The following is a 13,758-nucleotide window of genomic DNA, read 5'->3' on the forward strand; positions in this document are numbered from 1 at the left end:
AAACCGCAGTGGCAAAGCCCTCTGCAAGGCATCAAAGAGGTAGGCATGACCCAGCAGATGGACGCGTCCCTTGACGCAGTCGACCGCAAGATTCTTACCATCATCCAGTCCGGATTCCCCGTGGAGCCCCGTCCCTATGAGGCTATCGGCGAAGCCGTGGGCCTGACGGAAGCCGAAGCGCTTGCCCGAGTCCGCTCCATGAAGGAACGCAAGATCATCCGCCGCATGGGCGCCAACTTCAATTCCAAGGGGCTCGGCTGGCGCTCCACCCTGTGCGCCGCCAAGGTGCCTGCGGACAAGATGGACAGCTTTGTCGAAGAAGTGAACAGCTACCCCGGCGTAACGCACAATTACCTGCGCGACCATGAATTCAACATCTGGTTCACCTTCATCGGCCCCAGCTGGGATAACGTCTGCGATACACTGGACGGCATAACCCGCAAGACCGGCATCGAGATTCTGAACCTGCCTGCCAAACGTCTCTACAAGATCAAGGTCGATTTCAATCTCGAAGACTAGCCAGCTCCTGTTCCATGCAACAACAAAGGAACGCTCCCGCGTTCCTTTTTTTTGGCAAAAAAAGAATCATGGAGTTTCATTATACCCCCATTGTGTTATGAAGGAGTATCTGGCTGAATTCCTAGCCAGACTCTAAGACTTACCAAAAGAGTGCCGAAAAGCAGAACGGCTATGGCAAGACTATTATCAATCATACTGGCGCTCGCCTTCCCCCCTGCTCTCCATGCTGCCGAAGGCTCCATTCCTCACGCCCATCTGGACAAGGCGGACTGGATGCTGCTTCTCGGCGTCGTGGCTTTTGCCATCACCCTGAGCATCTATCTTGTAGCAAGGCGCTTCAGGATTATGCATACAAGCATGGAACATCTGACATCCCTTCTCAAAAACCATTCCGAGGAAATCACAGAGCTGGATGCCGCCAAGGAAGCCTACAAGAACCTCTACGACCTTGCCCTCGTCGCCATTTTCCGCTCCACCATGGACGGTTCCCGCTTCCTCGCCATCAACCAGACCGGTGCACGCATGTTCGGCTACGCTACAGAAAAGGAGATGCTTGCCAGCGTCATCCCGAAAGACGTCTATCTGAACAAGGAGCACCGGGCTGAAATGCTGGCAGAACTCCATAGAGCCGGACAGGTGCAGAATTTTCACTGCACGTTCGTCAGAAAGGACGATTCCACCTTCCATGCCATTTTTTCGGCAAAATTCAATCAGGAAGAGGGCTGCGTGGAAGGCACCATTCAGGATGTCACGTCCCTGAAACTGGCAGAACAAAGACTGGAAGAGAGCCGGGATTTTCTGCAGAACGTCATCGACGCCATTCCCATTCCTGTGGCCGTGCGCAACACCAGCGGGATTTTCACGCTGGCCAATGACGAGTTCGCCGCAGTGGCCGATGTGCCCAAGGAAAAACTCATCGGCGGGCATCCGCGTGATATTTTTCCACTCCCGGTAGTTCTGATGCAGGAAGAGTATGACCGGGAACTGCTGAACGCAAAAGGAAAGGCAACGCAACGCGTTGAACAGTATCGCCCGCGGCTGCAGCCTCCTGCCACACATCTTGTCTACGAAAACGTTCTGCTGGATAGCAACGGAAAGGTCGCCGGGCTTGTGGGAGCCACAATCGACATAACGGCCCGAAAGCGCATGGAAGAAGAGCTGCGCAAGGCAGAGGAACGCTACCGCAATATCTTCATGAACTCCATTGAGGGCATTTTCACTTCCACAGTCGGCGGTACAGTCATCTCCGCCAATCCTGCCATGGCACGATTATACGGCTATGACACCCCTGAATACATGCTCAAATCCATACGCAACTTGGCCATTGAGCATTGGGTGTACCCCGAAAAACGTGCAGAAATGCTTAAAGAACTTATCAAGACGGACCACCTTTCCGGCTATGAGGCGGAAATACGCAGACGCGACGGAGAACACATATGGGTATCCCTCAGCATTCGGGCCATCCGTAACAACATGGGAATACTGGAAGCCTTGGAAGGCGTCGCCGTGGATGTAACAGGAAAAAAACGCTCGGAGCAGGAACTTGCCCAGCGCGCCAACACGGACCCGCTTACCGGGCTTGCAAACCGCGCCTACATGGAACAGACCATGGAGCACATGGTGGCGCAGGCCAAACGGTCCGACAAACAGATCGGCGTGCTCTTCATCGACCTCGATCAATTCAAGCCGATCAATGACACATACGGCCACGAGGCCGGCGATACGCTGCTCAGGGAAGTTTCAAGCCGGCTCAAAGCCCGTCTGCGCGAATCAGACGTTGCGGCCAGAATAGGCGGCGACGAGTTTGTCATCATTCTGTGGGATATCAAGGGAAGAGAAGCCCTCTACCGCGTAGGCAGACCGCTGCTGGAAGAACTGAACAAGCCATATGCGTGGGAGAACAGAGAACTGCGCATAGGAGCAAGCATTGGCGGCAGCCTGTATCCCGAACACGGAGAAACCCCGGGAGACCTGCTGCGCTGCGCCGACAAGGCCATGTACGACATCAAGCAGTCCGGCAAGAATGCGTTGCGCATCTCTCCGCCGAGCAATGACAACTGCCGGGTGGAACCCTAGAAGCGCACGTCATCCAGAGAAGCAAACGCTGCAATCTGCCTCGTTATTCCCATCACCTCAAATACCTGACGGAAATTGGCCGACAAACCGACCATGGCAATGCGTTGGCCTTCCGTACGGGCGTTGCGGACGCATTCCGCCAGTACGGAAATGGCTGCGCCGTTGATGGAAGTGTTCTCCGCAAAATCCAGCACAATGTTGTTCCGCGAACGGGCGGCATGCCGGAAAGCGTCTTTCAACGCGGATTCCGAAGAAGTGGAAAGGGTGCCGCGCACGGCAATGACGGCATCACCTTCACGCAGATAGATGGAAATGGCCGCAGCCTTGCTCCGGGCCAGTTGTATGCGCTCTTCCGCACGGGCCAAGGCACCTTGCAGGGCCTCACGTCGCACGGGCTTGTTGATGAAGTCCGTGGCGTCCAGATTCAAGGCTTTGATGGCAAGGTCCATGTCGCCATGACCAGTGATGACGATGACCTCGGTAGCCTGATTCTCTTCCTTGATCTTCTGCAGCACCTCGATGCCGTCCATGCCGGGCATCTTGATGTCGGTCAGCACCAGCGGAGGGTGCTCAGCCCTAAGCACCTCCAGCCCCTGCTCACCCGATTCCGCCGTCAGCACCTCATGCCCCATGGCATTGAGAATGAGCACAAACATCTTCAAGGTCGGCATTTCATCATCGATAACAAGAATACGCATCGCTCATTCCTTTTCTGCCCGCATGGCCGGATCACGCTTTCGGAAAGCGCAAGGTAAAGGTCGTTCCTTCGCCCTCACGACTTCTGATGCCTATATCCCCTTTGTAGTCGCGCACTATCCCGTAAGAGATGGCCAACCCCAGACCCATACCCTCTCCGGTAACCTTGGTGGTGAAGAAGGGTTCAAACACCTTCTCCAGCACGTGCTGCGGAATGCCGGTGCCATTGTCGCTCACAGACAGGCAGACATGCTCCCGGTCCACAAAGGTACGAATCTCAATAAGCCCGCGCGCAGCCTTTTCCATACCCTTGCGGCGCTCGATAATGGCATCGCGCGCGTTGGTCACAAGGTTGAAGAGCACCTGCTGCAGACGGTTGTCCTGAGCGGTTATTACAGGAAGCTCCGTGGCAAGATCAACCTTAATATCAACCTGATGTAACAGGAATTGCCTGCTGATTAGCGAAGTGACGGCCTGTACCGTTGCATTCAGGTTCACGTCCTCATCAAAAAGATCCGCCTTGCGGCCAAACGAACGCAGGGTATTGATGATGCCCGAAGCACGATCCACCTGCGCGCTCATCTCCGTTACCACCTGCCTGAAGTGCTCGGGATGAATGGTTACGCCCTGCTCCAGTGACATGGCCAGAAAATCGCTTCCCATGCGGATGGCATTGAGCGGCTGGTTCAGTTCATGCGCAACGCCTGCAGACATTTCACCCAGCGACTTCATCTTGGATGCCTGAATGAGCTGGGCATCCTTCTCCACCACCTCCGTCACGTCCGTTGCTGCCACAATAATGGCGGGGCGTCCCCGGTAGCTGATGGGGCAGGCGTTCACATTCACGAACATGGGCACCCCGTTCTTGCGGTGATGCACCACGCGAGGCGTACGCACGCAGCCGGCCTCGTCACCGCCGCCCTCAAACAGCATCATGCATTCGCGGGTCTGCACGGGGCCGAGAGTTGTAAAATCCATCCCCACCAGTTCGTTACGGGAGAAACCGTAGACCTCTTCCGCACGGGGGTTGGCATCAAGCACCTTCTGAGTAGTGCAATCCACAACGAAAATGGGATCGGGACCGCTGTTGAACAGGGAGCGGTAGGTATTCTCAGACTCGCTCAACCGCCTGCGGTACAAGCGGATGGACCACACCATGTTGCGGAAGGAGTCGGTCAGTGTCGCCACCTCGTCCCCGTCCTCGTGCTTGCGATAGAACACGCATTCCTTGCAGCGGCGCAGGGTCTTGTCATCCGGCCTCTTCTGCTCCCCTTTGCGCTGGTCGTCAAAATGCCAGCAGGGCATGTCCGTATCGGAAAAAGCGGGACAGTCCGTAATGTTCCACCTTCCGTCCGGCAAATCGAGAATCCCTGAAGAATCAAAGCTTCCGCGCGAGAGGTCATCGGAAATACGCGTCAGGCGCACCACCGGATCAGTGATGTATCCTGCCAACCTGTGCGAAATATAGAACGTGATGATGATGACCGCGGAGATGAACCCGAGAAACATGACGCGCAACTTGGCCACTAGGCTGTCGATATGCTCCTTGGACAATCCCACATGTACCGTGCCGATACGGTAAAGGCCCTCTTTGACAGGCACCGCAATGTCATAGGCTTCATGCCCCAGCAGACTTACCAGACGCACGCTCTTCTGTTCGCTTTCCCCCAGGGGGTTGGTGCCAGGCAACTCATCGGGGAAAGGACGGGTGAAGGTATGGCAGAGCACCCGCTTATCCACGTTCTCCACATAGATGTAATCGACAAGATGCTTGCGTTCCCGCAGCTGTTTTTCGTCAAAAATAAGGCTCAGCAACTCCGGAATGTTGTCCTCAAGCAGGTAGGTACCGCCGCGTGCCGCGATACTCTGGGCCACGGCCGTGCCACGCAACTCGAGCTCCTGCGTGAGGCCGGAAACCAGAATCCAGCGGGCAAGCAGGGCGATCACACAACTGATGATGAGGATCACCGCGAGAATGGAAATGAAGAACTTGTTCTTGAGATTCAGTCGGGCAAGCGCCTTGAGGATCATTGCGCTCCTCCCTGGTCGGCAGAAGCTGCGCCACCCTGGCCGGCGGTATCAGACTCCGCAAGCACGGCACGGAAATCATCCACCAGTTCGAAGCGTCCGTCACGCAGCACGGAGAAGAAAACCGACTCCATCCCCTGGTGATCCTCAGGGCTGAAGGATATTTCGGTCGCCCCGCCCAACGAAAAGTTCGAAATGGTCTCTATGGCATCAATAAAACCCTCCCGTGTGAGATCGGGCCCTGCACGCCGCAATCCTTCCACCAGCACAAGGGCATTGATGTATCCTTCCAGCCCTACTGCGTTGGGAATCTCGTCGGGGAAAAAGCGTTTCAGATGTGCCACGTAATCGCTGGCAACCTCCATGATGCGGGGGGCTTCAGGTGCCGTGGGCGGAGGCACCACCAGCGACAGAACAACCGGACTCTTCAGGTCATGGGGCAAACGACGCACCAGCTCTTCCCCCCCCACAAAGGAAAGGTTGTAGAACACGGCCTTCAGTCCGGCAGCGTCGGCCCTGCGTATGAATTCCGCACAGGGCTCGTAGGTGCCGACCATAACCACAGCCTCGGGGCGCTCTTCCAGAATGCGCTTGAGACCATCCGTCACATCATTCGTTCCCCGGACATAGGAACCTCGGGCAACCGGAGCCAAGCCCAGCTCCCTGAGCACCAGCTCTGCTCCGGTCAGACCGTCAAAACCATATGCGTCATACTGATAGAACACGGCAATGCGCTTGAGACCCAGGTCCTGCACCAGATGCAGCACCGCCGCCCCCGTCTCCTGATAATAGGAGGCACGCACGTTGATCACATACCGGTTGAAGGGAATGCGAAGACCGTTCGCGCCCGTGAACATGCCCAGCAACGGAACACGGGCCTCTTCCACCAGCGGCAGAATTCTCATGGTTGTGGGGGTTCCCACATAGCCGAACAGGGCAAAGATATTGCCGTGGATCATGAGCTGCTGCGTGTTGGCCAGACAGCGGGGCGGGTCGTAGCCGTCGTCCCGGGCATCCAGCACAATCCGCCGCCCGTGCACCCCACCGTTTTCATTAACAAACTTGATGTAACTGAGGGCACCGCGCAGGGTCTGCTTGCCCAGATAGCTCGCATGCCCTGTGAGCGGCAGGGAGGAACCAAGCCGGATTTCCGAGTCTGTCACGCCTTGGCCGGCATACCCGTCGTACTCATAGGCATCACCGCCATCGCAACCGGTCAACATGGCAGGCGGCACAAGCCAGACCAGGCAGCAGAACAATAACACGTATGTTCGACGTAACACGAAAGGCACACGTTGCAGCATAGTTGTCAAAGCAGCACTCCTAAGGCTTAGGCATTACTCCTACATCCTCAGATAATGTATGGCAAGAATGCAACACATCCGCTCTTTCAGGCACAAGACAATTGCCATGTCCGTCAGGAATGCCTACGATGGAAAAGAAACTGTTCCCCTGCGAGGTACCATGACCCGAAAGACACCTCTGTCACTCCTGCTGGCCCTGCTCCTGCTTCTTACGTCAGGCGTGTTCAGCCTCTCCACGGCTGCGCAAAATGCTGCCGAAGCACCCCAGACCGGAACTTCCGGCGAAGCCGGAGAATCCACCGATGCCGCCAGAGCCTTTCCCAACCTCCTGCTGCCCGCAATAGCGGATTCCGCGAAATACGGACTGCCGCCCAAGGCCGTGCAACTTGGGGAGCTGCAGGAAGAGTTCATCATCATCAATATATACAGCTGGTTTTGCGCTCCCTGTCAGGCTGAAGGACCGGACCTTCGTGAACTTGCGGAACTCATCGGCCCCGCAGGGACCGATGGCACCATCCGCATCATCGGCATTGCTGCCGGAGACGACAGTTCACTTACAAAACGTTTCCGCAAAAAGCACAACCTGTCCTACGCCCTGTTTCCGGACCCCTCTCTGGCTCTTCACGGACTGATGCTCTCTCCGCCTGTACCAACCTTTTATGTCGTACGAAACACCACGGACGGCCCGAAACTGCTGGGCACCCACATAGGTGCCATTCAGGGAAAGGCAAAAGAGTTCTACGACAATGTCATGCAGATAGTGAAAAAAACGCAAGAATGACGGCACGACGGCGAGAGGTTACGCAAATAAACGGAAACGCGACCGGTGCCTCAGCAAACTCCGGCAAAGCAGTACAGACAAGCAGCCCCTAACCCCCTTGCGCTAGGTAATGCTACACGATACACAGGCAAAATGATTCAACACTCAGCCAGCAGATCTTCCATTCTGAACGGCCTGCGCTCCGAGTCGGACGCGCGGGAGTACATGCTTTCCCATTGCTGGCCCTCGCACGAACGCTTCTGCCCCCGCTGCGGCGAGAAGAAGCATTACGAGCTTTCCGGCGGCAGATACCGCTGTGCAGAGTGCAAATACACATTTCAGGACTTCAGCGGCCGCTGGATAAACAATGGCAACCTCTCGCCCCTGACATGGCTCAGGGTTCTGGACCTGTTCATCCGCGAATACACGGTGCACGAACTGTCCACCGAGCTGGAGCTTTCCTACAACGCGGCTTACAAGGCTGTGACCACCATCCGCTTTGCCATCATGGCGCATGCCGTTGACGCAGCGCAGATGTTCGGACCTGAAACCGGCCTCGGAGCCTACCTCAAAAACCGCAAGCTGACCGGCGACCCCAAGGACAACCGTCGCCCGCCCATTCCCGTCTTCGGCATCATGGAACGAAACGGATGGGTTTTCATCGATATTGTCTCCGGCATTGCGGCGGAAACGGTATTCCACTTCAATCACAGTTTTCATCTGGCCATGCACCGCGCAGGCAACATCGTCTACACGAACCGTTACCGCCACTATGATGCACTGGTTTTCTGCGGAGACGATTCCCTTCCCTACGAATACATCCGCAAGAACGAAGCCTCCGTTCACCTTGAGGAAGGTTCCTTCTGGGCCTTCGCCGGGCAACGCCTCAAACTGTTCAGAGGCATTACCCCCCAACGTTTCCCGCTCTATCTGAAGGAACTGGAATTCAGGTTCAACAACGACTCTGCCGACCTGTTTGAAATACTCTCGCGCTACCTGTGCGATATCGTACCTGAATATTAGTCTTGTGCTCCCGCCCCCTTCGATAAAACGTTCCTGCCTGTCGCAGGAACAGTCTCCATCCGCATGAACCATGACGCACCTCTGCCCTGTTTCTCATGCATACGCGATGGCAGAAGAGTGATAACAGCCAATGACATACGTTGAAAACGAACGGGGCCGCCGGAGATAACTCCGGCGGCCCCGCACCGTTTTGCATAAGGCGTCACCTTCGGCCACACGACAGCCAGCTATGGGCAGCCCCGGTTAGCCCCGGTTAACCACGGTCAGCCACGATTACCCTGATGCGAAATGTGATCAATGACATCCTCACGGGTCTTGCCGCTCAGATCAAACACACGGTCACGCAGCTTCAGCATGACATTATGCGCCTGAATCAGTTCTTCCTCGGAAAAACCGACATAAAGATCCTTTTCCAGTTGCAGAAACAACGCGTGCATCTCTTCCAGCAGCGGCTCGGCCTTGGCGCACAGTTCCACAAGCTTGACCCGCCTGTCTTCGACGGAAGGATTCCTGCGAACCAGTCCATCCTCTTCCAGTCGATCCAGCATGCGTACCAGCGTGGGGCTTTCAATGCCAAGCAGGTTGGCAATGCGCTTCTGCGAAACAGGCTCGCCCAGTTCCTCCAAGGCCCAGAGCACAACCCAACGGGCGCTGCTCACCCCATGCTCCTTGAACCGGGCATCAATGATAGAGCGCAATTCACGGGAAATCTCGCTGACAGTCAGCCCCAGTTTGCTTTTGCCGTATCGGGGGCGAATCCTCTTCCCCGACAAAGTACCTTCTTTCATCCTTCTCTCCTCAACAGACGTCTATATCGTCATGCACCAGCAAAGTACAGTGCCGCCCCTGTCACGTTCTACTCATGCTCAGGGGCGGCACGTAACAAGCGGATTAGTGCGCTGCGGACTCTTCCTGTCGTTCCGGCTCACCGGAAGCAAGCCGCTCGCGTTCTTCAGCACGTGCCTTGCCACTCGCAAGCAGCGAAACACCTCTGAAGAAAGCGGGAATGAAGAACGTGGCGATAAAGGTTGCCGCCAGCATACCGCCGATAACGCTGGTACCGATGGAGTGTCGGCTGTTTGCGCCTGCGCCGGTGCTTATAGCCAGCGGCACAACGCCAAGCACGAAGGCCAGCGAGGTCATGATGATGGGACGGAAGCGCAGACGCGCCGCCTCTGCCGCAGCAGCCATGTAACTCATGCCTTCGCGGTGCAGTTGCACGGCAAATTCCACGATGAGAATGGCGTTCTTGGAGGCAAGGCCTATCAGCGTCACCAGCGCAATCTGGAAGTACACGTCGTTGGAAAGCCCCCGTAACCAGCTGGCCAGAATGGCCCCGAAGAGCGCAAACGGCACCACCAGAATGACCGAGAGAGGCAGGCTCCAACTTTCATACTGCGCGGCAAGGATCAGGAACACCATGAGCAGGCCGAGCACGAACACGAGAGAAGAAGAGCCGCCCGTGGCGCGTTCCTGATATGCCGAACCGGTCCATGCCAACGTGTAGTCTTCGGACAGGTTTTCACGAACCAGTTCTTCCATGGCTGCCAGCGCCTGACCGGAGCTGTATCCGGGGGCGGGACCGCCAACCAGCTTAGCCGCGGGGAACACGTTGAAGCGCTCCACCACTTCGGGACCGGTGGTCTGTTCCACCTTCACCAAAGCCAGCAGCGGCACCATGTCGCCATTATCGGAACGGACAAACACCTTGCCCAGATCTTCCGGCCTGCTGCGATAATCCGATTCGGACTGAAGCTGCACGCGGAAGGTACGGCCAAGCTTGTTGAAGTCGTTGACGTAGAAGGAACCGAAGGTGGCCTGCATGGTCTGGAACACCCGGCTGACCGGCACTCCCATGGCTTTGGCCTTTTCACGGTCCAACTGGATGTTCAACTGGGGAGAACGCACACTGAACGTTGTGTTGATCTGCCCCAGCTCCGGGCGCTTGGAAGCCGCCGCCACCAGTTTTGCAGTCTGGTCCGCAAGGTCGGTAAGGCTGCCGCCGCCACGGCTCTGCAAATAACCTTCAAAACCGCCGGTGTTACTCATGCCGGATATGGGGGGCATGTTGAAGGCAAGGATAAACCCATCCAGCACGCCGAATCCACGCTTGAACACCTGTCCCACCAGATCGAAGGAGGATTGCCCCTCACCCTTGCGCTCAGCCCAGGGCTTCAGCGTAATGAAGCTGGTACCAGCGTTGGTCTTGTTGGTACCGGAGATAAGGTCAAGACCCGTCAGAGAGATGGTGTCCTGCACTTCGGGAATGGAAGAGGTGATGCCGTCCAGTTTGTCCATGGTCGCCTGTGTACGGGAAAGGGAAGCCCCGTCCGGCAGCATGGCCATGGCGATGAGATTGCCCTTGTCCTCGTTGGGCACCAACTGCCCGGGCACGATCTGGAACAGGGACCACGTAGCCGCAATGAGTCCGCCGAACAGCACCAGCGCCAGAGCGCCGCGACGCAGCAGCAGACGCACGCCGCTGGTGTAACCGTCGGTCAGTCTGTCAAAGAAGCGGTTGAATGCCTGCAGCGGAGCGATGACCGTGGGATGCCCCGGCTTGAGCAGCAGAGCGCACAGCGCAGGCGTGAGCGTCAGAGCCACCAGACCGGAAATGATAACGGAAACCGCAATGGTGACCGCGAACTGCTTGTACATTTCACCGGCCAGACCGCCCATGAAGGCAACGGGAATGAACACGGAGCAGAGCACAAGCACAATGGCCACAACCGCGCCGGACACTTCGCCCATGGCCTTGATGGTGGCCTCGCGCGGCGGCAGGTGCTCAGTTGTCATAATACGTTCCACGTTCTCGATAACCACGATGGCGTCGTCAACAACGATACCGATGGCAAGCACGAGGCCGAAGAGCGTGAGCGTATTGATGGAAAACCCGAGCAGGTACATGCCCGCAAAGGTACCGATGACCGAAACGGGGACGGCGAGACAGGGAATGACCGTGGCGCGCCAGTTTTGCAGGAAGAGGTAGATGATGGCGAAAACGAGGATGAAGGCCTCGAACAGGGTGTGCACCACTTCCTCTACGGAAATACGCACGAACGTCGTGGTATCGTAGGGAATGGCGTACCCTATGCCATCCGGGAAACGGTTGGCCAGCTCCTGCATCTTGCCGGTAACAAGGTCGCCCACTTCAAGGGCGTTGGCTCCGGGAGACAGATAAATGCCCAGCGCCACGGCCGGACGACCGGACATCTTGGCGCGCAGCGAATAGCTGTTCGCCCCCAGTTCCAGCCGTGCAACATCCTTGAGGCGCAGAATGGTGCCGTCCTGATTGGCGCGCAGGATGATGTTCCCGAACTGTTCAGTATCGGTCATGCGGCCCTGCGTGGTCACGGTGTAGCTCAGCTCCACGGGAGAGGAAAGCGGGTCGCGTCCGATGGCACCCGCCGCGAACTGGGCGTTCTGCTCCTGAATGGCCGAGGCGATGTCAGCAGGCGTCAGCCCCAGCTGGGCAAGCCGGTCCGGCTTGAGCCACACGCGCATGGCGTAGTCCTGCGCGCCGAACACCATGGCGTCACCCACGCCGGGCAAGCGCTTCAGTTCGTCCAGAACGTTCACCAGCGCGTAGTTGCTCATGAAGATGGTGTCATAACGACCATCTTCAGAAGAGAGCATGATAACCTGCAGCAAACTTGAAGACTTCTTGCTCACCGTCACGCCGAGAGTGCGGACTTCCGCAGGCAGAGACGCAAGCGCCGCCTGCACGCGGTTGTTCACGTTGATGGTGTTCTGGTCGGGGTCGGAACCGACCGCAAAGGTCACGGTCAGGGTCAGGGTGCCGTCGCCGGAGTTGACCGAGCGCATGTACAGCATGTCTTCCACGCCGTTGATCTTCTGCTCGAGCGGCGCGGCAACGGTCTGCGCGATGACCTCTGCGCTGGCACCGGGATAGGAAGCCGTGACGCTTACTTCAGGCGGCACGATTTCCGGAAACTCCGCCACAGGCAGGACGCGCATGGACAGAGCGCCCGCCAGCACGATGACCAGCGAGACCACCGTGGCGAAGATGGGACGGGTTATGAAAAAACGGGAGAACATCAGTTGGCTCTCCCCTCTTCTGCATGAGCGGCATTGCCGGATTCGGCAACGGCAGCGGGAGCCGCATTCTGTGCCACGGGCTTACCGTCGGCCCCCAGCACCATAACGGCTCCGCCGGGGCGCACCTTCATGATGCCATCTACAACAATACGTTCTCCGGCCTCAAGGCCGCCTTCCACAACAATGCCCTTCTCAAGGGTCTGCCCAAGCTTCACAGGACGGATGGTCGCCACGTTCTTGTCGTCCAGTACATAGACCATGGGGCCTTTCTGGCTGAACAGAACCGCACGCTCGGGAATGACAAGAGCATCCTTGTAGTAAGCGCCTTCAAGACGCACGCGCACGAATTCGCCCGGCAGAACAAGGGCGTCGGGATTCACGATCTCGGCACGGGCGCGGATGGAACCCGTCTGGGGGTCCACGTAACGATCCTCGAAGGTCATCTTGCCGGTCTCTTCATACACGCTGCCGTCGGCCAGCTTCAGCCGAACGTTATAGCCATTCGCGGGAATGACCACCCTGCCCTCGTTCACCATACGGCGCAGGAGCATGGACTCCGTGCCGGGAATGGCGAAATTCACATAGAGGGGATCAAGCTGGGTAATGGTGGTCAGCAGGCTGCCAGCCGAGTCGGTGGTAATCAGGCTGCCTTCCGAACGGGTCTCCTGGCTGGTGATGCCGGAGATGGGGGCGCGCACCTGCGTATACCCCAGATTCAGCTGATCCGCCTGCAGCTTTGCTTCGGCTGCAGCAACTTCCGCCTTTCCGGAGTCGTACGCGGCAAGCGCATCGTCGCGTTCCTTGGCGCTGACAACACCACGGGCGTACAGGTCAGCCACACGCTTGTATTCAAGACGAGCCTGTTCAAGCTTGGCGCGCAGACTGGCAAGCTCGCCGCCAGCCTGAGCCGAGGTGGCACGATACTTTTCGGGGTCCAGCAAAAAAAGGACATCCCCCTCGCGCACATAGGAACCTTCGCGATAGGTACGCTTGAGCAGCAACCCCTGCACGCGGGCGCGAACCTCTACGGAACGGGCGCCTTCCGTCTGCCCGACGTATTCATAATCAATCGGAACATCCATGCGCTCCATGACCACAGCCTGCACCGGTGCGGGCGGCATACCATGGGCAGCCTGCGCGGCGTCCTTATCCTCACTGCACCCGGCAAGGACAAACAGCACGGCGGCAACGCACATCATCCGGAACGCTTGCGAAATCACATTCATATGAACCTCGTAACTAATGGGATCGAAACTATGTCTGAGACAATTGTTAGCCTGCTAATTATTGCTC

Annotated in this window: 10 protein-coding genes; 4 read left to right on the plus strand and 6 right to left on the minus strand. The window is 57.4% G+C overall.

Translation table 11 applies throughout. The features are described from left to right. Positions 1 to 45 precede the first annotated feature (45 nt). Together ahbA and N1030_RS08185 are read left to right on the plus strand one after the other, a co-directional pair. Positions 46 to 519, plus strand: coding sequence for a siroheme decarboxylase subunit alpha (gene ahbA / locus N1030_RS08180; protein WP_265828790.1), 474 nt, complete (start codon positions 46 to 48; stop codon positions 517 to 519). Positions 520 to 690: 171 nt separating this feature from the next. Continuing rightward, entirely contained in the window at positions 691 to 2,595 is a 1,905-nt protein-coding gene (locus N1030_RS08185) for a sensor domain-containing protein (RefSeq protein ID WP_265828792.1), read from the plus strand. Here the strand turns inward: N1030_RS08185 and N1030_RS08190 are convergent. Genes N1030_RS08190 through N1030_RS08200 form a run of 3 tightly spaced genes read right to left on the minus strand, consistent with a single transcriptional unit; the run spans position 2,592 to position 6,602 of the window. Further along, on the minus strand, positions 2,592 to 3,293 hold the full coding sequence (locus N1030_RS08190) for a response regulator (RefSeq protein WP_265828794.1): 702 nt from the start codon (positions 3,291 to 3,293) through the stop codon (positions 2,592 to 2,594). The two genes, N1030_RS08185 and N1030_RS08190, sit on opposite strands and share 4 nt — an antisense overlap. Before the next feature lie 31 nt (positions 3,294 to 3,324). Beyond that, positions 3,325 to 5,322 (minus strand): ATP-binding protein, encoded by a 1,998-nt coding sequence (locus tag N1030_RS08195; protein ID WP_265828795.1) that lies wholly within the window; start codon positions 5,320 to 5,322, stop codon positions 3,325 to 3,327. Beyond that, complete coding sequence (locus tag N1030_RS08200) at positions 5,319 to 6,602, minus strand: ABC transporter substrate-binding protein (RefSeq protein ID WP_420842833.1); 1,284 nt, start codon at positions 6,600 to 6,602, stop codon at positions 5,319 to 5,321. The genes N1030_RS08195 and N1030_RS08200 overlap by 4 nt, the downstream gene beginning before the upstream one ends. Positions 6,603 to 6,783: 181 nt before the next feature. On the opposite strand from N1030_RS08200, the gene N1030_RS08205 reads away from it, so the two are divergent. Together N1030_RS08205 and N1030_RS08210 are read left to right on the plus strand one after the other, a co-directional pair. Beyond that, on the plus strand, positions 6,784 to 7,404 hold the full coding sequence (locus tag N1030_RS08205; protein ID WP_265828797.1) for a TlpA family protein disulfide reductase: 621 nt from the start codon (positions 6,784 to 6,786) through the stop codon (positions 7,402 to 7,404). A gap of 132 nt (positions 7,405 to 7,536) precedes the next feature. Then, a complete protein-coding gene (locus N1030_RS08210; RefSeq protein WP_265828799.1) occupies positions 7,537 to 8,406 on the plus strand; it encodes an IS1595 family transposase in 870 nt (289 codons plus the stop codon). 263 nt (positions 8,407 to 8,669) lie between these two features. Here the strand turns inward: N1030_RS08210 and N1030_RS08215 are convergent, their stop codons facing one another. The 3 genes from N1030_RS08215 to N1030_RS08225 form a co-directional block, all read right to left on the minus strand. Beyond that, positions 8,670 to 9,194 (minus strand): MarR family winged helix-turn-helix transcriptional regulator, encoded by a 525-nt coding sequence (locus tag N1030_RS08215; RefSeq protein ID WP_265828800.1) that lies wholly within the window; start codon positions 9,192 to 9,194, stop codon positions 8,670 to 8,672. A gap of 103 nt (positions 9,195 to 9,297) precedes the next feature. Then, on the minus strand, positions 9,298 to 12,465 hold the full coding sequence (locus N1030_RS08220; RefSeq protein ID WP_265828802.1) for an efflux RND transporter permease subunit: 3,168 nt from the start codon (positions 12,463 to 12,465) through the stop codon (positions 9,298 to 9,300). After that, entirely contained in the window at positions 12,465 to 13,691 is a 1,227-nt protein-coding gene (locus N1030_RS08225) for an efflux RND transporter periplasmic adaptor subunit (protein ID WP_265828803.1), read from the minus strand. Before N1030_RS08225 ends, N1030_RS08220 begins: the two co-directional genes overlap by 1 nt. Positions 13,692 to 13,758 lie beyond the last annotated feature (67 nt).

The organism is Desulfovibrio mangrovi (assembly GCF_026230175.1).
Taxonomy (GTDB): domain Bacteria; phylum Desulfobacterota; class Desulfovibrionia; order Desulfovibrionales; family Desulfovibrionaceae; genus Halodesulfovibrio; species Halodesulfovibrio mangrovi.

Coding starts and splice junctions, on each gene's coding strand:
- ahbA (WP_265828790.1), top strand. CDS start 46: ATGACCCAGCAGATGGACGCGTCCCTTGACGCAGTCGACCGCAAGATT.
- N1030_RS08185 (WP_265828792.1), top strand. CDS start 691: ATGGCAAGACTATTATCAATCATACTGGCGCTCGCCTTCCCCCCTGCT.
- N1030_RS08190 (WP_265828794.1), bottom strand. CDS start 3,293: ATGCGTATTCTTGTTATCGATGATGAAATGCCGACCTTGAAGATGTTT.
- N1030_RS08195 (WP_265828795.1), bottom strand. CDS start 5,322: ATGATCCTCAAGGCGCTTGCCCGACTGAATCTCAAGAACAAGTTCTTC.
- N1030_RS08205 (WP_265828797.1), top strand. CDS start 6,784: ATGACCCGAAAGACACCTCTGTCACTCCTGCTGGCCCTGCTCCTGCTT.
- N1030_RS08210 (WP_265828799.1), top strand. CDS start 7,537: ATGATTCAACACTCAGCCAGCAGATCTTCCATTCTGAACGGCCTGCGC.
- N1030_RS08215 (WP_265828800.1), bottom strand. CDS start 9,194: ATGAAAGAAGGTACTTTGTCGGGGAAGAGGATTCGCCCCCGATACGGC.
- N1030_RS08220 (WP_265828802.1), bottom strand. CDS start 12,465: ATGTTCTCCCGTTTTTTCATAACCCGTCCCATCTTCGCCACGGTGGTC.
- N1030_RS08225 (WP_265828803.1), bottom strand. CDS start 13,691: ATGAATGTGATTTCGCAAGCGTTCCGGATGATGTGCGTTGCCGCCGTG.